The sequence below is a fragment of the Streptomyces sp. NPDC045778 genome (assembly GCF_056431945.1).
In genome coordinates, this window is sequence record NZ_JBWKJZ010000041.1 from 1 (window position 1) to 18,711 (window position 18,711).

Sequence of the window (18,711 nt, forward strand, 5' to 3'; positions counted from 1 at the left end):
GGTTACATTCCGAACCCGGAAGCTAAGCCTTTCAGCGCCGATGGTACTGCAGGGGGGACCCTGTGGGAGAGTAGGACGCCGCCGAACAATCTTTGGAGGACCCTTGGTCCCAGCGTTCACGCTGGGACCAAGGGTCCTTTTTGTTTTGCCGAAGGGCGCAGACTACGCGACTGCGTCAGAATGACTGCGGTACCGAAGACTAGGAGTCACCGATGTCCACCAACTCTCCCGACGAGCGTCCGGAGCGCGAGCAGCGCCGCCGGGACGGTGGTGACCGGGGCGGCTACCGAGGCGGACCGCGTCGCGACAACGACCGCGGCGGGTTCCGTCGTGACGGGGACCGTCCCGGCTTCCGCCGCGACGACCGGCGCGACGATCGCCGGGATGACCGACGCGACGATCGCGACCGTGGGGACCGTGGTGGTTTCCGTGGCCGTGACGACCGCGACCGTGGCGGCGACCGCCCCGGCTTCCGTCGCGATGGCGACCGTCCCGGCTTCCGCCGCGACGACCGACGCGATGACCGTCGGGACGACCGTCGTGACGACCGCGACCGTGGCGGGTTCCGTCGTGACGACAACCGTGGTGGTTTCCGTGGCCGTGACGACCGTGACCGCGGCGGCGACCGTGGTGGGTTCCGTCGCGATGGTGACCGTCCCGGCTTCCGCCGTGACGACCGTGACCGTGGCGGAGACCGCGACCGCGGCGGGTTCCGCCGTGACGGGGACCGTCCCGGCTTCCGCCGCGACGACCGACGTGATGACCGCGACCGCGGCGACCGCGGCGGCTTCCGTCGCGATGACCGTGGTGACGACCGGGACCGTGGATTCCGTCGTGACGGGGACCGTCCCGGCTTCCGCCGCGACGACCGACGTGATGACCGTCGTGACGACCGCGACCGCGGTGGATTCCGTCGTGACGACCGGCGCGACGACCGTCGGGATGACCGCGACCGCGGGGGTTTCCGCCAGGACGACCGTGGTGGCTTCCGCGGCCGCGACGACCGTGACCGTGGCGGCGACCGCGACCGCGGCGGGTTCCGCCGTGACGGTGACCGTCCCGGCTTCCGCCGCGACGACCGTCGCGACGATCGCCGGGATGACCGGCGCGACGACCGCGACCGCGGGGACCGCGGTGGATTCCGCGGCCGCGACGACCGCGACCGAGGCGGCTTCCGCCGTGACGACCGGCGCGACGACGGCCGGGGACGTCCGGGCGGCGGCGGGTTCCGTGGCCGCGACGACCGCGACCGAGGCGGCTTCCGCCGTGACGACCGGCGCGACGACCGCGGTGACCGCGAGCCGGTCAAGCGCCTGCCGATCCCGGAGGACGTCACCGGGGACGAGATCGACAAGGACGTACGGCAGGAACTCCAGAGCATGCCGAAGGGGCTCGCCGACGACGTCGCCAAGAACCTGGTGATGGTCGCCAGGCTCATCGACGAGGACCCCGAGCAGGCCTACGGCTACGCGAAGGTCGCCCTACGGCTCGCCTCGCGCGTCGCGGCCGTACGCGAGGCCGCGGGCTTCGCCGCGTACGCCAACCAGAAGTACAGCGAGGCCCTCGCGGAGTTCAGGACCGCCCGGCGGATGACCGGCAGCGTCGAGCTGTGGCCGGTCATGGCCGACTGCGAGCGCGGGCTCGGCCGGCCGGAGAAGGCCCTCGAAATGGCCGGGGCGCCCGAGGTGCACAAGCTCGACAAGGCCGGGCAGGTCGAGATGCGCCTCGTGGCCGCCGGGGCCCGCCGTGACATGGACCAGCTCGACGCGGCGATCGTGACGCTCCAGAGCCCCGAGCTGGCGTCCAACTCGGTGCAGCCCTGGACCGCGCGGCTGCGGTACGCGTACGCCGACGCGCTCCTGGCCGCCGGACGCGAGGCCGAGGCGCGCGAGTGGTTCGCGAAGGCCGTCGAGTCCGACAAGGACGGCAGCACGGACGCCTCCGACCGGCTCGCCGAGCTGGACGGCGTCGAGTTCGTCGACGCCCTCCAGGCGGACGGCGAGACCCCCGAGCAGCCGGCGGACGACGAGACGCAGGCTCCCGCCGCCGCAGAGACGCCGGAGCGGGACGAGGACTGACGTCCCGGCGCGGTGAGTGAACAGGGGCGGCCCTCCGACGGAGGGCCGCCCCTGTGGCGTACACGGCGCGGCGCGTACTAGAACGCCAGGTCGCGCAGGACCACGCCGGTGGCGGGCTTCGGGCCGAAGGACGTCGACTTGCGGGGCATCGTGACGCCCTGACGGGCCAGGTCGCGGACGACCTCCTCACGGACCGGATGCATGAGGACGGCCGTGCCGCCCTCGCGCTCGGCCTTCTCGACCGTGGCCTCCGTGTGATGGATGTACGCGATGTGCTCGGGCGCGTCCGGGATGCGCCAGATGTGATCCAGGAGCGTGGCGTGCAGGACCGTGGCGTCAAGGGTGCGCCAGGCGTCCGGGCGGCCGGCGGGGACCGTACGGGCGATCAGGTCGGGGGACGGGCGGTCCACCAGGTGGTAGGCGCCGTCGCCCGCCAGGAGGAACGCGTTGCCCTCCGTCGCGGCCTCCGCGAGGCAGTCCAGGGCCTGGGCGAGCGGGCACTCCAGGGAGCGGACGCGGAAGGAGCCTTCCAGGGCCGCCAGGGCGTCGGCGACCGGGAGGCGGTGGAGGTAGCGGTGGATGGCGCGGACCCGCAGCGGATAGCGGAGGGTGTCCACCAGCAGGACGAGGCCGAAGTCCCACGGGCCCGGTGAGCCGTGTTCGCCGCGCAGGCGCAGGTAGGTGGCCCAGCGGTGGTGGCCGTCGGCGATCAGGGCCTGGTGACGGGCCAGATCTGACTGGATCGCGGCGACCTCCGCCGGATCGGTCACCGCCCACAGGCGGTGGCTGAAGCCGTCCTCCGTGGTCGTCGAGAGCAACGGCTTGTGGAGTATGGCGCGCTCTATCGCGGTGGCCGTGCCGCCCGGCTCGGCGTCGCCGCGGTAGGTCAGGAGCAGCGGTTCCAGATTGGCCGCCGTCGCGCGCATCAGGGCGGCGCGGTCGTCGATGACGTGCGGCATGACGTCCTCGTGCGGCAGGACGACACCCTGTGACGGCTCGGACAGGCGCAGGGCGCCGATGATGCCGCGCTGGAGGATGTCGCCGTCGTGCTGCTCGTACACGTACAGGCTGGGCAGCGGGTCCGGGGCGAGGACGCCCTCGCTGAGCCAGTCGTGCAGGGTGTCCGCCGCCTGCTGGTCACGTGCGGCCTGGGTGGTGGCCTGCGGCAGGATGAGACGGACGATGTTGTGCGGGTCGGAGGACTCCAACTCCAGGAGCCCGTCGGGCCGCACCACCACGTCGTACGGAGGTGAGGTCACCGCGGCGAGACTGCCGACCCGCTGCGGGTCGTAGCGCACGCCCCGGAACGGGATCAGGTCGAGGCCTTGGACGTCCGTGTGACCCACTGTGTTCATTAGTGCATCGTAAGTGTGTCAGTGGCATGCGCGATGATCGGTGTAGTGGATCTCACGAGGAGCGATACGTAATGAGCCAGACCGGCGGTCAGAGCGTCCCGACCCGGCCCGCGGGCAGCGCGCGTGCGCTGAGCGAGGCGTACGACACGGCACTTCTCGACCTGGACGGGGTGGTGTACGCGGGCGGACACGCGATCGCCCACGCCGTGGAGTCGCTCGAAACGGCCCGCTCAGGCGGCATGCGTCTCGCGTACGTGACGAACAACGCGCTGCGCACTCCGGACGCGGTGGCGGAGCACCTGACGGAGCTTGGCATTCCGGCGGAGGCGTCGGACGTGATCACCTCCGCGCAGGCCGTGGCGCGTCTGATGAGTGAGCAACTGCCCGCGGGCGCGAGGGTGTTGGTGGTCGGCGGGGAAGGCCTGAGGGTTGCTCTGCGTGAGCGCGGCCTGGAGCCGGTGGAGTCGGCGGAGGACTCGCCGGTGGCGGTGGTGCAGGGGTACGGCGGGCCCGAGTTGCCGTGGGGGCGGTTCGCGGAGGCCTGTTACGCGATCGCGCGCGGGGTGCCGTGGTTCGCGTCCAACACGGACCTGACGATCCCCAGCGCCCGCGGCATCGCGCCGGGGAACGGCGCGGCCGTGGAGGTGGTGCGGATCGCCACGGGAGCGGAGCCGCGGGTGGCGGGCAAGCCGCTGCCCCCCATGCACCGGGAGACGATCCTGCGGACCGGGGCGCAGCGGCCGCTGGTGGTGGGTGACCGGCTCGACACGGACATCGAGGGGGCGTTCAACGGCGGCGTGGACTCGCTGCTCGTCCTCACGGGCGTCACGGACGGGGCGGCGCTGCTTGCCGCGCGGCCCGAGCACCGGCCGACGTACGTCGACGCCGATCTGCGGGGGCTGCTGGGCGGGCAGCCTGAAGTGGAGGCCGTCGAGGGCGGGTTCGCATGCGGCGGATGGAGTGCTTCCGTGCGGGACGACGCGCTGGCGGTGGAGGGCGAGGGGCCGGCGCTCGACGGACTGCGGGCGCTGTGCGCGGTGGCCTGGAGCGAGGCGGGGGAGGGGACCTGCGGGCTCGACGGCGAGAAGGCGCTGGCCCGGCTGGGGTTGTGAGGGGGCCTGTGGGCTCGGGGTGAGTGGGCGCCGGCCCGGCGGGGGCCTGCGGGCTCGATGGTGAGGAAGCGTCGGCCCGGCCGGGGTGGTGCGGGGGCTGCTCGCCACCCCGGTGTCAGCGCTTGAGCTTCTTGGACGTGGTGACGGCCTCGGCCAGGCGTTCCAGGACCGGGGCGTAGCCCGCGTAGCTGTAGCGCTCCTCCATGGACCACGGGACGGTCTGGCCCGCCTTGACCGCGGGCAGCTTCCTCCAGGTGGGCTTCTTGGCGAGTTCCTCGGAGGAGAGGGCGGAGGAGCGGTTGTCGACCATGATGAGGTCGGCGTGGTGCTTGTCGGCGTTCTCCCAGCTGAGGAACTCCCAGAAGCCCCACTCGTCGCTCTTCTTGCCCTCGACGAACTCCACGCCGAGGTCCTTGAAATAGTTCAGGTCGCAGTAGGAGTCGGGGACGGCGACGTACATCTGGTCGGCGTCGCCGGTCATGGCGAGGACCTTCAGGCCGCGGTTGGCCCGCGCGGCCTCGCGCAGGGTCCGTTCGGCCTTCTGGAAGCGGGACTTGGCGGCCCGCGCCTTCGCCGACTCCAGGTCGCCGCCGAGTGCTTCGGCCAGCTCGGCGTAGCGCCGGAGCGGTTCGAGCAGGGAGGCGCGGGCGCCGTTGATGCCGATGGTGGGCGCGAGGGCGGCGATCTTCTTGCTGCTCTCCTCGGGGACGAACCACAGGGCGGGCGGCGGGAACATGTTGCTGATCAGCACGTCCGGGCGGAGGGCCGCGTACTTCTCCACGTTGAACTGGCCCCAGGTCTCGCCGAGGCTGGTCAGCTCGCTGACGTCGAGGTCGCCCGCCTGCGGGTTGGGCTTGCCGTCGACGGGCCCGGACGGGCCGAAGACGCCCGTGCACCGGACGCCGTAGTCGTGCAGGGCGGCGGCGGTGCTGATGAACGCGACGATGTTCTCGGGGACGGCGTCGGTCTTCACGACCTTGCCGCGGTCGTCCTTGAAGCTCCAGCCCCCGCCGCCCTTCCCGGTGCTCCTCGACGGCTCGCCGTCGTCGCTGCCGCAGGCGCCGAGCAGGCCGCCGAGGCTCAGGGCGGCGCCCGCGGACAGCAGGGCGCGCCGCGAGGGGGTGGGCCGGAGGGCGCGAGGTGACCAGGGCATGCGTGGTTCTTCTCTCATCGAGCCGACGGGGAGCCGGAGCCAGAAGAGGCCAATGGGAGGGTAGGCTAACCTAACCTCGTGTTGGTCGACAGTCCCCCCGAACCCCGCGCGGAATCCCCGGCCGCGCCGCCCAACCGCCGCGCGCTGCGCGGCATCGGGCTGCTCCTCTCCGCCGTCCTGCTGCTGGCCGTCGTGTTCGCCAGCATCGCCGTCGGCGCCAAACAGCTCTCCATGGACCAGGTCTGGCACGGCCTCTTCCAGGACTCGGGGACGTACGCCGACGTGGTCGTCGGGGAGCGGGTCTCGCGGACCCTGCTCGGGGTGCTCGCGGGGGGCGCGCTCGGGCTCTCCGGTGCCGTTCTCCAGGCTTTGACCCGCAATCCGCTGGCCGACCCCGGACTGCTCGGGATCAACATGGGGGCGTCGGCGGCCGTCGTCACCGCCATCAGCTTCTTCGGCGTCACCTCGCTGAGCGGCTACGTGTGGTTCGCGTTCGCGGGGGCGGCGATCGTCGGTGTACTCGTGTACATGCTCGGCGGCACCCGCAACGCCACGCCGGTGCGGCTCGCGCTCGCCGGCACCGCCCTGACCGCGGCGCTCACCGGCTACCTCCAGGCCGTGATGATCACCGACAACGCCGCGCTCGACAAGATGCGCTTCTGGACCGTGGGCTCGCTCGCCTCGGCCAAGATGGAGACCATCCAGCAGGTCCTGCCGTTCCTCGCCCTCGGCATCCTCATCGCCCTCGGCCTGGCCCGGCCGCTGAACGCGCTCGGCATGGGCGACGACACCGCCCGCGCCCTGGGCGCCCACCTGACCCGGACCCGCGCGCTCTCCATGGCCGCCGCGACGCTGCTGTGCGGGGCCGCGACCGCCGCCTGCGGGCCCATCATGTTCGTCGGCCTCATGGTGCCGCACGTCGTGCGCTCCTTCACCGGCCCCGACATGCGCTGGATCATGCCGTACGCGGCGCTCCTCTCGCCCGTGCTGCTGCTCGGCGCGGACGTGCTCGGGCGCGTGGTGTCCCGCCCGGCGGAACTCCAGGTCGGCATCGTCACCGCGGCCGTCGGCGCCCCGGTCTTCATCTTCCTGGTACGACGGCAGAGGATGGCCCAGCTGTGAAGGCGATACGCACCAAGGGCGGGCTCTCCGTCCGCCTCGACGTCCGCACGGCCGTGGTCGTGGCGGCGCTCGTGGTCGCCGGGCTCGCCGCGAGCGTCGTACTGATCGGCACCGGCGACTACCCCATCCCGACCGCCGACGTCCTGCGCACGCTGCTCGGCGGCGGTGACGCCGGGCAGGAGTTCATCATCAACGACCTGCGGCTGCCGCGGGTTCTCGTCGGCCTGCTCGTGGGCGCGTCCCTCGGGCTCGGCGGCGCCCTCTTCCAGTCCATCTCCCGCAACCCGCTGGGCAGCCCGGACGTGCTCGGTCTCGGGCAGGGCGCGACCGCGGGCGCGCTCCTGGTGATCGTCGTCTTCTCCGGTGGCGCGGCTCAGGTCGCGGCCGGAGCGCTCGCCGGCGGCCTGGTCACCGGCGCCGCGATGTACCTGCTGGCGTGGAAGCGGGGCGTGCACGGCTACCGGTTCGTCCTCGTCGGCATCGGCATGAACGCCTTCGGCGTGGCCGTGAGCGGCTATCTGCTCACCAAGGCCGACTTCGTCGACGCCGCGCGTGCCGTCGTGTGGATGACCGGCTCGCTCAACGGCCGTGACTGGGAGCAGGTGTGGCCCCTGTTCTGGCTGTGCGTCGTGCTGCTGCCGGTCGTCGTCGCGCACGCACGTCCGCTGCGGATGCTGGAGATGGGCGACGACGTCGCGTACGCGCTCGGCGTGCCGGTCGAGCGCACTCGCCTGGCCCTGATGGGCTCCGCCGTGCTGCTCACCGCCGCCGCGACCGCCGCCGCCGGGCCCGTCAGCTTCGTCGCCCTGACCGCGCCGCAGCTCGCCCGCCGCCTCACCCGCTCGCCGGGGCCGAACCTGCTGCCGTCGATGTGCATGGGCGCCACCCTGCTGATCGTCGCCGACTGGGCCTCGCAGCGGGCCTTCGGCGCCGATCAGCTGCCCGTCGGCGTCGTCACGGGCGTCCTCGGCGGCGTCTATCTGCTGTGGCTCCTCGCCACCGAGCGCAAGGCGGGACGGATATGAGCCGCCGCACGGCGCCTGGCCGGGCCCCGGACGCGCGCGGGGCCTCGATGCGCCGCACCGCGCACGCCGGCCCGCGCACCACCCCCTCGTACGAAGAAGCACACGACCAGGAGCGTGCCCTGTGAACCGGCTCATCGCCGACGACGTGACCCTCGGCTACGACCAGCGGGTCATCGCGGAGAAGCTCTCCGTCGAGATCCCCGACAACTCCTTCACGGTCATCGTCGGCCCGAACGCCTGCGGCAAGTCCACGCTCCTGCGCGCCCTGTCGCGGATGCTCAAGCCGTCGGCCGGGCGGGTGCTCCTGGACGGCGACGTCATCCACTCGATGCCCGCCAAGAAGGTCGCGCGCACCCTTGGGCTGCTCCCGCAGTCGTCCATCGCGCCCGACGGGATCACCGTCGGCGACCTGGTGGCGCGCGGCCGCTACCCGCACCAGGGGCTCCTGCGGCAGTGGTCCGCCGACGACGAGCGGATCGTCCGCGAGTCCATGGAGTCCACCGGCGTCGCCGAACTCGCCGAGCGGTACGTCGACGAGCTGTCGGGCGGCCAGCGCCAGCGCGTGTGGATCGCGATGGCGCTCGCCCAGCAGACGCCGCTGCTGCTGCTCGACGAGCCGACCACCTTCCTCGACATCCAGCACCAGATCGACGTGCTCGACCTGTGCGCCGAACTGCACGAGGAGCGGGGCCGCACGCTCGTCGCCGTGCTGCACGACCTCAACCACGCCGCCCGCTACGCCACGCACCTCATCGCCCTGCGCGACGGCAAGGTCGTCGCACAGGGCGCGCCCTGTGACATCGTCACGGCGGATCTTGTGGAGGAGACCTTCGGACTGCCCTGCCAGGTCATCGACGACCCGGAGACCGGGACGCCCCTGGTGGTGCCCGTGGCCCGGCGCCCGCGGAGGACCGCGGTGGCTACAGCAGCTTCCTGAGGCGCAGCAGGTCGCGGAAGCCCGCCTCGAGGCGGACCCGGCCCAAGGCCCAGGCCTTGGCGAAGTCGAGGCGGCCGGAGACCAGCGCGAGGAGGTCGTCGCCCGTCAGGGCGAGCCGCACCTGGGACCGCTCGTGCGGCGGACCCGGGTGGTGTCCTGACACCTCGATCCGGCCGTTCTCAAGACGGCCGGTGAAGGTGACGTCCAGGTCCTTGATGTGGCAGCTCAGCGTGCGGTCGAGCGCCGCGGCACCGCGAACGTCGCCGTCGGCGGCCGCCAGGCTCGCCGACAGCTCCTCCAGTGCGCTGCGGCACTCCGCCATGGTCGCCATCGTGATCGACGGTACCGCAGGGCTTCGATGTAGCGTCGTGCCATGAGCGACTCGACGCCGGGCCCCGAGCCCGAGGTCACGGAGGCGGACGTGCCCGGTCCGCAGCTGTCCGACGCGACGGGGGAGGCCGTCGCCGCGCCCCTCGACCCGGCCGCGCCCGCGCCCCTCGGCGTGCCCCGCACCGCCACCGGCGAGCCCGGCGTGGACGCCGGGCTCGACCGGCTCGGCGACGCCGACCACCTCGCCACGGACGGCCACATCGAGGTGTACGAGGATGTGCACCGGGGCCTGCGTGACGCGCTGACCGCGCTGGACGCACGCCCCGGGCCCCCGGCCCCCTCGGGGGCACCGACACCCGTGTACGACAACAGGAGCTGAACCGAACGTGGCAGGAGTGGCACGCCGCCGCCTCGACGCCGAGCTGGTGCGCCGGAAGCTCGCGCGCTCGCGCGAGCACGCGAGCCAGCTGATCGCCGCCGGTCGCGTGACCGTCGGCAAGACCGTCGCGACCAAGCCCGCGACCCAGGTGGAGACGGCCGCCGCGATCGTCGTCGCCCAGGACGACGGTGACCCCGACTACGTCTCGCGCGGCGGCCACAAGCTCGCGGGCGCCCTGAAGGCCTTCGTCCCGGAAGGCCTCGTCGTGGAGGGCCGGCGCGCGCTCGACGCGGGCGCCTCCACCGGCGGCTTCACCGATGTGCTGCTGCGCGCCGGCGCCGGGCACGTCGTCGCCGTCGACGTCGGCTACGGCCAGCTCGCCTGGTCCTTGCAGAGTGACGACCGGGTCACCGTCAAGGACCGTACGAACGTACGCGAGTTGACGCTCGACCTCATCGACGGCGTCCCCGTCGACCTGGTGGTCGGCGATCTGTCCTTCATTCCGCTGGGGCTCGTGCTGCCTGCCCTGGTGCGCTGCGCGGCCCCGGACGCGGACCTCGTCCTGATGGTCAAGCCGCAGTTCGAGGTCGGCAAGGAGAGGCTCGGCAGCGGCGGCGTGGTCCGCTCGCCGGAGCTGCGGGCCGAGATGGTGCGCACCGTGGCACGGCAGGCCCAGGAGCTGGGCCTCGGTGTGCGCGGCGTCACCGCGAGCCCGCTGCCCGGGCCTTCAGGCAACGTCGAGTACTTTCTGTGGCTGCGCGCCGGGGCGCCGGAACTCGACCCGGCGGACGTCGACCGTGCCGTGGCGGAGGGGCCCCGTTGAGTCAGAGCCGAGCTCGTACTGTTTTTCTCCTTGCGCACACCGGCCGCCCCGCGGCCATTCGCAGCGCCGAACTCGTCGTGCAGGGGCTGCTGCGCAGCGGCCTCGGCGTGCGTGTCCTGGAGTCGGAGGCCGTCGATCTGCCGCTGCCCGACTCGGTGCAGCTCGTCAAGGAGGCGACACCCGCCTGCCTCGACGGGTGCGAGCTGCTCATCGTCCTGGGCGGTGACGGGACGCTGCTGCGCGGCGCCGAGTTCGCCCGTGCCTCCGGCGTGCCGATGCTCGGGGTGAACCTCGGCCGCGTCGGCTTCCTCGCGGAGGCCGAGCGCGACGACCTGGACAAGGTCGTCGACCGCGTCGTCACCAAGGCGTACGAGGTCGAGGAGCGCATGACCGTCGATGTCGTCGTGCACAGCAACGGCGATGTCGTGCACCGCGACTGGGCGCTGAACGAGGCCGCCGTGCAGAAGATGTCGGCCGAGCGGATGCTCGAGGTCGTCCTGGAGATCGACGGGCGTCCGGTCACCGGCTTCGGCTGCGACGGCATCGTGTGCGCGACCCCGACCGGCTCGACGGCCTACGCCTTCTCGGCGGGCGGGCCCGTGGTCTGGCCCGAGGTGGAGGCGCTGCTCATGGTGCCGATCAGCGCCCACGCCCTGTTCGCCAAGCCGCTGGTGACCTCGCCGGACTCGGTCCTCGCGGTCGAGGTGCAGCAGCACACGCCGCACGGAGTGCTGTGGTGCGACGGGCGGCGGACCGTCGAACTGCCCGCCGGGGCGCGGGTGGAGGTCCGCCGGGGGGCCGTGCCGGTGCGGCTCGCGCGGCTGCACCACGCGTCGTTCACAGACCGGCTCGTCGCCAAATTCGCCTTGCCCGTGTCGGGGTGGCGGGGGGCGCCGCATTAGCTCCGCCGGGCCGCAGTGGTTGGCCGGTGTTGGGTCTGGGGTGCGTTGTGGCTGGGCGCGCCCACGCGGCGGAGCCGTAGATCGACGCAGCCCCGAGCCCCTCGGGGCGCGCTCCTGGTCCGGTGGCGCTACGTCGCGTTGACCACCGATATCGCCTTGCGCCGCAGCATCGCCGCCACTGGCAGGCCAGTGGCGCCAAGGGTCAGCAGCAGCGTGCCCGCCGCGATGCCCGCCACGACCGGTCCCGGCAGATGGGGCACCGCCGAGCCGAACGCCGTACTCAGGATCGGCGCGAGGGTCGCGAGGGCTATCGCGCCGCCGACGAGCAGCGCGGTCCCGGCCACGACCACGGCCTCCCACGCCGCCATGGCCCGCACCTGGCGGCGCTGGGAGCCGACCACCCGCAGCAGCGCCAGGTCGCGGCGGCGCTCGAAGGAGATCATCGCCAGCGTGTTCGCCGAGGCTATGGCGGCGAAGCCCGCGTACAGCCCCGTGCCCATGTAGTCCAGCCAGACCTCGCCCGTGCTGCCTGCCGAGCCTGTGTGGTGCTCCGCGGTCGTATGCATCGCGATCTTGGTGACGCCGAAGCCGACGACGAGCAGCAGGGGCACGACCGCGGCCGAGAAGCGCCGGGGCTGGGAGCGGACGTTGACCATCGCAAGCCGGGCCGATGGGCCGCCGAAGCGGCCGACCGCCGCCGACACCAGCCAGGCCGCGGGCCCGATGAGCCGCGGCCCGAGCAGCCCCGCGCCCACGCAGAACAGGATCAGGACCAGGAACGCGCCCTCGCTCGCCTCGGCCGCCTCCTGCCGCGAGAGCAGCACCGACAGGGCCACGGCGCCCGCCACCGCGACCAGCCCCAGCGGGGCCCGCAGCCGGCCCAGGCCGCGTCTCCCGGCCGCCGCCTCGGCCAGCGCGCGGGCGGGGCGGAGCAGCGAGAACCGCAGCGCCGACAGCACGGCGGCCAGGCCGGAGGTGACCGCCGCGACGCCCAGGCACACGGGCAGTGCCAGCCAGCTGAACCGGAAGGACACCCCGGCCGGGACGAGCCCGTGCTCCACCATCCCCGCGAACCACAGGCGGGCCAGCACCCCGCCGAGGGCGAAGCCTGCCAGGGCCGCCGGAATCGAGGCGGCCAGGGCCTGCGTGGCCACCGCGCGGCGCACCTGCCGGGGCCTGGCGCCGATGGAGCGCACCAGGGCCAGCTCGCGGTGCTGCTGGACCACGGCCGTGCCCATGGTCGAGGCCACCACGAATATCGACATATAGATGGAGCCGATCAGGAGCACCACGGCGATCTCGCCCACGCCGCTCTCCGTGAGGTGGTGGCGGGCCCGGGCGGGGAGCCCGTCCGTGCTCGTGCCGCGCAGCACCATCGTCGAAGCGCTCACCACCGTCGCGGCGAACAGTGCCGCCACGGCCGTGCCGATGAAGGCGGGGCGGTGTGCCCGCAGTGCCGCCCGTGCCAGTCCCGTACTCATACGCACCATCGTGGGGCGCCAGGGCCACCGGCCACCATGAAGATCGCCCTAGGATTTCCTGGGGGATAACCCCACTCCCGTGGGTGACAGGCGGTTCCGGGACAGGGCGCTTCGCCCGCGTCTTACCTGCGCCTTCACACAACGGCTACGCGATGACACCAGGGCACGTCGCACACCGCCGCCCTGACCTCGTATGGTCTTGTCCGTGTTGGAGGAGATGCGGATACGGTCGCTCGGAGTCATCGACGACGCCGTCGTCGAGCTGTCGCCCGGCTTCACCGCCGTGACCGGCGAGACCGGAGCGGGCAAGACGATGGTCGTCACGAGCCTCGGACTGCTGCTCGGCGGGCGCGCCGACCCCGCGCTCGTGCGGATCGGCGCCAAGTCGGCGGTCGTGGAGGGGCGCGTCGCCGTGCCCGCGGGCGCCGCGGCGGCCCTGCGCGCCGAGGAGGCCGGGGCCGAACTGGACGACGGGGCCCTCCTGATCAGCCGTACCGTCTCCGCCGAGGGCCGCTCCCGGGCCCACCTAGGCGGCCGGTCCGTGCCCGTCGGCGTCCTGGCCGAGCTGGCGGACGACCTCGTCGCCGTCCACGGCCAGAGCGACCAGCAGGGCCTGCTCAAGCCCGCCCGGCAGCGCGGCGCCCTCGACCGGTACGCGGGCGACGCCGTCTCCGGGCCGCTGGACAAGTACACGGCGGCGTACCGGCGGCTGCGGGCCGTCAGCGCGGAGCTGGACGAGATCACCACGCGCGCGCGGGAACGCGCCCAGGAAGCCGACCTTCTCCGCTTCGGCCTCGACGAGATCGCCGCCGTGGAACCGCGTACCGGGGAGGACGTCGAACTCGCCGCCGAGGCCGAGCGGCTCGGCCACGCCGAGGCGCTCGCCTCCGCCGCCACGGCCGCCCACGCGGCGCTCGCGGGCAACCCCGAGGACCCGGAGGGCGTCGACGCCTCCACGCTCGTCGCGGGCGCGCAGCGGGCCCTGGAGACCGTGCGGTCCCACGACCCCGCCCTCGCCTCCCTCACCGAGCGCGTCGGCGAGATCGGCATCCTGCTGGCCGACGTGGCGGGTGAACTCGCCGGGTACGCCGACGACCTCGACGCCGATCCGCTGCGGCTCGCCGCCGTCGAGGAGCGGCGCGCGGCGCTCACCCAGCTGACGCGCAAGTACGGCGAGGACGTCGGTGCCGTGCTCGCCTGGGCCGAGGCCGGGGCGGCGCGGCTCGCGGAACTGGAGGGCGACGACGACCGGCTCGGCGACCTCACCGCCGAGCGGGACGCGCTGCGCACCGAACTCGCCGGGCTCGCGCGGGAGCTGACCGAGGCCCGCGTCGGGACCGCCGAGCGGTTCGCGGCCGCCGTCACCGAGGAGCTGGCCTCCCTCGCGATGCCGCACGCGCGCGTGACCATCGACGTACGGCAGACCGACGACCCCGATGGCGTGGAGATCGACGGGCGGACCGTCGCGTACGGGCCCTCCGGGGTCGACGAGGTCGAGCTGCTGCTCGCACCCCACCCCGGGGCGCCGCCCCGGCCCATCGCCAAGGGCGCGTCCGGCGGTGAGCTGTCGCGCGTCATGCTCGCCGTGGAGGTCGTCTTCGCCGGGACGGACCCCGTGCCGACGTACCTCTTCGACGAGGTCGACGCGGGCGTCGGCGGCAAGGCGGCCGTCGAGATCGGGCGGCGCCTCGCGAAGCTCGCGAAGTCCGCGCAGGTGGTGGTCGTCACCCACCTTCCGCAGGTGGCGGCGTTCGCCGATCGGCAGCTGCTGGTGGAGAAGACGCACGACGGGTCCGTGACGCGCTCCGGGGTGCAGGTCCTGGAGGGCGAGGACCGGGTGCGGGAGCTGTCGCGGATGCTGGCGGGGCAGGAGGACTCCGAGACCGCGCGGGCCCACGCGGAGGAACTGCTCGCGGCGGCCCGGGCGGACGGCTAGCCCCGGGCGGCCGGCCCCGCCCCGCGCGGGGACGCCTACAGTGGCGGTCATGATCGCCCGCCGCCTCACCGCCTTCGCCGGCGCCGCCGCGACGACCCGCGTCGCGCTCGCCGCCCTCCGCAGCCGCCCCCCGGGAGACCCGGCCCGCTGGCGGCGGGTGAACTTCGCGGGGCGCGAGCTGGAGTGGTTCGGCGGCCCGGCGACGGCCGCCGGAGTCATGGCCGGGGCGACGGCCCTCGCCGGGCGGCCCCGGGCCGCGGCGGGCCTCGCGGTGCTCGCCGCGGCGGCCTGTGGCGCGTACGACGACACGCGCGGCGCGGGCGACCCGCGCCGGGGCTTCCGGGCGCATCTGGGGGCGCTGCGCCGGGGCGAAGTGACCACCGGCGCGGTGAAGTTGTTCGGGGTGTCCGCGGCGGCCGTCGGCGCGGGCGCGCTGCTCAAGGAGCGGCCGTGGGACAAGGTGCTCGCGGGCGTCGTGATCGCGGGCACCGCGCACTTCGTGAACCTCGTGGACGTACGCCCCGGCCGTGCCGCCGCGACGGTGCTCGTCCTCGGCGCGCCCGGGCTGCCGCGCACGGGCCCCGGCGCCACGCTCGCCGCCGCGTCGATGGGCGCCGCCGCGGCGGTCCTGCCCGACGACGCGGGGCAGCGCACGATGCTCGGCGACACCGGCGCGCACGCCCTCGGCGCGGCCCTGGGCGCCGCGATCGCCGCGGGCAACGGACGGGCGGGCCTCGCCGCGCACGCGGCGGGACTCGTGGCCGCGGCGGCGTGCGGCGGCGCGGTGAGCCGGGTCGCCGCGTCCGTACCGGGCGGAACGGCACCGTAGGGCGCGCCGGGCGGAACCGCACCGTGGGGCGCGCCGGGGACCGGGCGCCAGGCGCGCCGGACCGCCCTCTCAACACGCCGTTCCAGCACGCCGAACCCGTCAGAGGCTTCCTGTCGAGGGGCCGGTGTTGCGAAGATGCGGGGGCCGACGGGGAGGGGGCGCGTGGTGGGTGGGAGCCGGGTCCTGGCTGAGCGCGTGCTCATCCGTGAGAGTGATCCCTTACGCGGCGTTGTCCGGCCCGACCCGGAAGGGGGCCGTTCGGCTGTGCCGGAACGGCCGTACGGACTGGCATCCTTGGCGCGGTGACGGGCGGGGACCGACCGCCCGGACCGCCGGCGCCCACCCGTTCCCGTCGGCGCGCCGCCCGCCGACCCGACCCAGGAGTCCCGGCCACGTGAGCCACGTGAGCACCCCCGTACCGCAGGGCCAGACGCCGCTGCACACCGTGCAAGTCCTGGGCGGCGGCAGCGCGGGAAGCAGCGCGCACGTCCGGTCGCTCGCCACCGGCCTCGCCGCGCGGGGCGTGCGCGTGACGGTATGCGCCCCCGCCGAGGCCGACGAGGTATACGACTTCTCGGGCACCGGCGCCCAGCACGTCGCGGTGCCGCGCCGCAGCGACCCCTCGTCCGTGGCCGCGCTCAGGGCGGCCTGCGCGGACGCCGACCTCGTGCACGCGCACGGGCTGCACGCGGGGCTCCGCGCCGCCGTCGCCCTGACCGGCCGCCGCGTGCCGCTCGTGGTCACCTGGCACACCCGCGCCCACGCGGCCGGCGCCCGCGCCCACATGCTGCGCCTCCTTGAGCGGCGGGTCGCCCGGGCCGCGGCCGTGGTCCTCGGCACCTCATCCGACCTGGTCGACCGCGCCCGCAGCAGGGGCGCGCGCGACGCCCGGCTGGCCCCGGTCGCGCTGCCCGCGCCCCGCGACCCACAGGGCCCGGACCACGAGCCCGAGCTGCCCCGGCACAAGATCCGCGCCGATCTCGGAGCCGTGGACCGGCCGTTGCTGCTCGCCGTCGGCGCCCTCGAAGCGCACCGCGGCCACGACGTGCTCCTGGACGCCGCGCGGGCCTGGAGCGGGCTCGACCCGGTGCCGCTCCTCGTGGTCGCGGGGGAGGGCGCGCGGCGCTCCGCGCTCCAGGCCCGCATCGACGCCGAGGAGCTGCCCGCGCGCCTCCTCGGGCGGCGCGACGACGTACCCGAACTCCTCGCGGCGGCCGACCTCGCGCTGCTGCCGAGCAGCTGGGAGTCGCGCTCACTGCTCGCCCAGGAGGCCCTCCACGCGCGCGTGCCGCTCGTGGCGACCGCCGTGGGCGGCATCCCCGAGCTGGTGGGCGACGCCGCCGAACTCGTGCCCTACGGCGACGCCCAGGCCCTCGCCGACGCCGTCGTACGGCTGCTCACCGACGACATGCGCCGTCAGGAGCTGAGGGACCGGGGCGCGGCCCAGGCGGCCTCCTGGCCCACCGAGGACGAGACGGTCACACAGGTCCTCAGCGTCTACGACGAGTTGACGCAGCCCCTTGCCGCGTACTGAGGCCTTCCGGGCCCCTGTCTCCGGGCCCGCGTCAGGCCGAGCCGGCCTGCGCCCCCGGTACATGCCTGCGGGCCCGCAGGGCCAGGCTCAGGGCCAGGACGGTCTGCGGGTCGTCGAGGTCGGTGCCCAGGAGTTCGCTGATGCGGGCCAGGCGGTTGTAGAGGGTCTGGCGGTTCAGATGCAGCTCGCGCGCGGTCTCCGCCTTGCGGCCCGCGTGGGCCAGGTACGTCTCCAGGGTGGGCAGCAGCGGCGGCTTGGAGCGCTGGTCGTGGGCGCGCAGCGGGCCGATCGCGCGGTCGACGAACGCCGCCAGGTCGGGGTGGGCCCGCAGCCGCCACAGGAGCAGGTCGATGTCCAGGCGCCGGGCGTCGTACCAGGGCCTCTCCGGCAGGCCCTGTGCCGCCGTCGCGGTCTCGGCCGCGTGCCGCAGCCCGGCGGACGCCGCCGCCCAGCCGCCCGCCACGCCCACCACCACGACCGGAGGCGGCGCGTCCGCCCGGTGCATGCCCGCCCGCTCCACCCCGGCCCGCAGGGCGGCCGCGACCCGGTCGGCGACCGTGGCGCGCTCGGCGTCGGAGCGGAGCCCGAGCAGGAGCGGAACCCTTCCCTCCACGGGCCGTACGCCGAGCAGCACCGGCACGCCCACCGCCGACAGCTCCTCCGCGACCGCGCGGGCGAGCACCGCCCAGCCGCTGCCGGACGGTGTCCCCGCGGCGGCTCCCGCCAGGCGCATCACGACCGGCAGGAGGGGGCTGCGGCCCGGCTTGAAGCCGAGCACGCGGGCCTGCGCGGGCGCGTCGTCGGCGCTGACGCGGCCCTCGGCGAGGTCGGTGAGGAAGTCGCCGCGGCCGCGGGCGGCCAGCTCCTCCTCCTGGCGCGCCTGCATCAGGACCACCGCGAGGCTGCTCGCGGCCCGCTCGGCCGCGATCCGGTGCACGGGCTGGAGCGGGGACTCGACGGCGAGCAGCACGAGGCGGGCCCGCACCGAGCCGGTCCCGGGGCCGCCGCCCGGCACGTCCACGAGGACCGTGCCCGCGGGCGGCTCGTCCCGGTCGGCCTGGCGTTCGCGCAGGCCCTCCCACACCTGGAGCGGGTCCGCGCACGCGCCGCCCGCCCCGGCCGCGTACAGGAGCTGTCCTTCGGCCGTCTCCAGGAAGACCGGGTTGCCGCTGAACTCCGCGAGGACGGACAGGACCTGGGGCACGCCCCCGCCGCCGAGGAGCGCGTCGGTGCAGCGCCGGTGCACCTCGTCGGCGCGGCGCAGGAGCGCGTAGTGGCCGTTGACGATCTCCGTGTGCACCTCTTCGGTGACCGCCACGAAGGGCACCTCGCGGTGCAGCTGGACGAGGGGGAGCCCGGCCGCGCGGGCCGTGTCCACGAGCGCGGCGGGCAGCCGGGAGAAGCGCGGGCCCAGCTCGACGACCAGGGCGGCGATGCCGCGCTCGGCCAGGTCGCGCACGAAGGCGCGCTGGTCGGCGGGGCGCGTGCCGAGGCCGAGCCCGGTGGTCAGGAGCAGCTCGCCGCCCTTGAGGAGCGAGGCGATGTTCGGCACCTCGCCGGCGTGCACCCAGCGCACCGTCCGGTGCAGCCGGTCGGCGCCCGCGACGACCTCGGGGAGGCCGCCGCGCAGGCCCGGAAGCTCCAGTGCCCGCTGTACGGTGATGCCGCCCTGGGTGTCCTGACTTTCCATGGGGCGGACGCTACCTGACCTGCGT

Annotated in this window: 17 protein-coding genes and 1 rRNA gene; 13 read left to right on the forward strand and 5 right to left on the reverse strand. The window is 74.4% G+C overall.

The features are described from left to right. Both rrf and AC07GB_RS34760 read left to right on the forward strand, forming a co-directional pair. A 5S ribosomal RNA gene (rrf, locus tag AC07GB_RS34755) occupies window positions 1–87 on the forward strand; the annotation flags it as partial. Between the two features lie 1,226 nt (window positions 88–1,313). Further along, on the forward strand, window positions 1,314–2,078 hold the full coding sequence (locus tag AC07GB_RS34760) for a tetratricopeptide repeat protein (RefSeq protein WP_478852736.1): 765 nt from the start codon (window positions 1,314–1,316) through the stop codon (window positions 2,076–2,078). A gap of 77 nt (window positions 2,079–2,155) precedes the next feature. On the opposite strand, the gene AC07GB_RS34765 is transcribed toward AC07GB_RS34760, so the two are convergent. After that, entirely contained in the window at window positions 2,156–3,433 is a 1,278-nt protein-coding gene (locus AC07GB_RS34765) for a DUF1015 family protein (RefSeq protein WP_478852624.1), read from the reverse strand. Between the two features lie 71 nt (window positions 3,434–3,504). Here AC07GB_RS34765 and AC07GB_RS34770 point away from each other — a divergent pair, with 71 nt between their 5' ends. Continuing rightward, window positions 3,505–4,545: an HAD hydrolase-like protein gene (locus tag AC07GB_RS34770; protein ID WP_478852626.1), complete on the forward strand. Its 1,041-nt coding sequence runs from the start codon at window positions 3,505–3,507 to the stop codon at window positions 4,543–4,545. Window positions 4,546–4,660: 115 nt separating this feature from the next. Here AC07GB_RS34770 and AC07GB_RS34775 read toward each other — a convergent pair whose 3' ends face one another. Continuing rightward, window positions 4,661–5,698 (reverse strand): ABC transporter substrate-binding protein, encoded by a 1,038-nt coding sequence (locus AC07GB_RS34775; RefSeq protein ID WP_478852628.1) that lies wholly within the window; start codon window positions 5,696–5,698, stop codon window positions 4,661–4,663. A 78-nt stretch (window positions 5,699–5,776) separates the two neighbouring features. Between AC07GB_RS34775 and AC07GB_RS34780 the strand changes: the two genes are divergently transcribed. From AC07GB_RS34780 to AC07GB_RS34795, 4 genes are read left to right on the forward strand one after another with little or no spacing between them, the layout of a single operon-like run. Beyond that, complete coding sequence (locus tag AC07GB_RS34780) at window positions 5,777–6,820, forward strand: FecCD family ABC transporter permease (protein ID WP_478852630.1); 1,044 nt, start codon at window positions 5,777–5,779, stop codon at window positions 6,818–6,820. After that, window positions 6,817–7,845 carry a FecCD family ABC transporter permease gene (locus tag AC07GB_RS34785; RefSeq protein WP_478852632.1) on the forward strand — a complete coding sequence of 343 codons (1,029 nt, stop codon included), beginning with the start codon at window positions 6,817–6,819 and terminating at the stop codon, window positions 7,843–7,845. The genes AC07GB_RS34780 and AC07GB_RS34785 overlap by 4 nt, the downstream gene beginning before the upstream one ends. Then, complete coding sequence (locus AC07GB_RS34790; RefSeq protein ID WP_478852634.1) at window positions 7,842–7,970, forward strand: hypothetical protein; 129 nt, start codon at window positions 7,842–7,844, stop codon at window positions 7,968–7,970. Before AC07GB_RS34785 ends, AC07GB_RS34790 begins: the two co-directional genes overlap by 4 nt. Next, window positions 7,967–8,782 carry an ABC transporter ATP-binding protein gene (locus tag AC07GB_RS34795; protein ID WP_478852636.1) on the forward strand — a complete coding sequence of 272 codons (816 nt, stop codon included), beginning with the start codon at window positions 7,967–7,969 and terminating at the stop codon, window positions 8,780–8,782. Before AC07GB_RS34790 ends, AC07GB_RS34795 begins: the two co-directional genes overlap by 4 nt. Here the strand turns inward: AC07GB_RS34795 and AC07GB_RS34800 are convergent. Then, window positions 8,766–9,113 (reverse strand): SCP2 sterol-binding domain-containing protein, encoded by a 348-nt coding sequence (locus AC07GB_RS34800; protein ID WP_478852638.1) that lies wholly within the window; start codon window positions 9,111–9,113, stop codon window positions 8,766–8,768. The genes AC07GB_RS34795 and AC07GB_RS34800 overlap by 17 nt on opposite strands. Window positions 9,114–9,155: 42 nt before the next feature. On the opposite strand from AC07GB_RS34800, the gene AC07GB_RS34805 reads away from it, so the two are divergent. From AC07GB_RS34805 to AC07GB_RS34815, 3 genes are read left to right on the forward strand one after another with little or no spacing between them, the layout of a single operon-like run. Continuing rightward, the gene (locus AC07GB_RS34805) at window positions 9,156–9,491 is read left to right on the forward strand and encodes a hypothetical protein (RefSeq protein WP_478852640.1); all 336 of its coding nucleotides are present in this window, start codon (window positions 9,156–9,158) and stop codon (window positions 9,489–9,491) included. A gap of 7 nt (window positions 9,492–9,498) precedes the next feature. Next, window positions 9,499–10,314 carry a TlyA family RNA methyltransferase gene (locus AC07GB_RS34810; protein ID WP_478852642.1) on the forward strand — a complete coding sequence of 272 codons (816 nt, stop codon included), beginning with the start codon at window positions 9,499–9,501 and terminating at the stop codon, window positions 10,312–10,314. After that, window positions 10,311–11,216 carry an NAD kinase gene (locus AC07GB_RS34815; RefSeq protein ID WP_478852644.1) on the forward strand — a complete coding sequence of 302 codons (906 nt, stop codon included), beginning with the start codon at window positions 10,311–10,313 and terminating at the stop codon, window positions 11,214–11,216. Before AC07GB_RS34810 ends, AC07GB_RS34815 begins: the two co-directional genes overlap by 4 nt. A 128-nt stretch (window positions 11,217–11,344) precedes the next feature. Here AC07GB_RS34815 and AC07GB_RS34820 read toward each other — a convergent pair whose 3' ends face one another. Next, window positions 11,345–12,697 (reverse strand): FtsX-like permease family protein, encoded by a 1,353-nt coding sequence (locus tag AC07GB_RS34820; protein ID WP_478852646.1) that lies wholly within the window; start codon window positions 12,695–12,697, stop codon window positions 11,345–11,347. Window positions 12,698–12,890: 193 nt separating this feature from the next. Here AC07GB_RS34820 and recN point away from each other — a divergent pair, with 193 nt between their 5' ends. From recN to AC07GB_RS34835, 3 genes are all read left to right on the forward strand, one after another. Beyond that, window positions 12,891–14,633 carry a DNA repair protein RecN gene (gene recN, locus AC07GB_RS34825; RefSeq protein ID WP_478852648.1) on the forward strand — a complete coding sequence of 581 codons (1,743 nt, stop codon included), beginning with the start codon at window positions 12,891–12,893 and terminating at the stop codon, window positions 14,631–14,633. Between the two features lie 49 nt (window positions 14,634–14,682). Further along, on the forward strand, window positions 14,683–15,462 hold the full coding sequence (locus tag AC07GB_RS34830; RefSeq protein WP_478852650.1) for a hypothetical protein: 780 nt from the start codon (window positions 14,683–14,685) through the stop codon (window positions 15,460–15,462). A gap of 394 nt (window positions 15,463–15,856) precedes the next feature. Continuing rightward, window positions 15,857–16,996 (forward strand): glycosyltransferase family 4 protein, encoded by a 1,140-nt coding sequence (locus AC07GB_RS34835; RefSeq protein WP_478852652.1) that lies wholly within the window; start codon window positions 15,857–15,859, stop codon window positions 16,994–16,996. A gap of 31 nt (window positions 16,997–17,027) precedes the next feature. Here the strand turns inward: AC07GB_RS34835 and AC07GB_RS34840 are convergent, their stop codons facing one another. Beyond that, window positions 17,028–18,686, reverse strand: coding sequence for a PucR family transcriptional regulator (locus tag AC07GB_RS34840; protein ID WP_478852654.1), 1,659 nt, complete (start codon window positions 18,684–18,686; stop codon window positions 17,028–17,030). Window positions 18,687–18,711 lie beyond the last annotated feature (25 nt).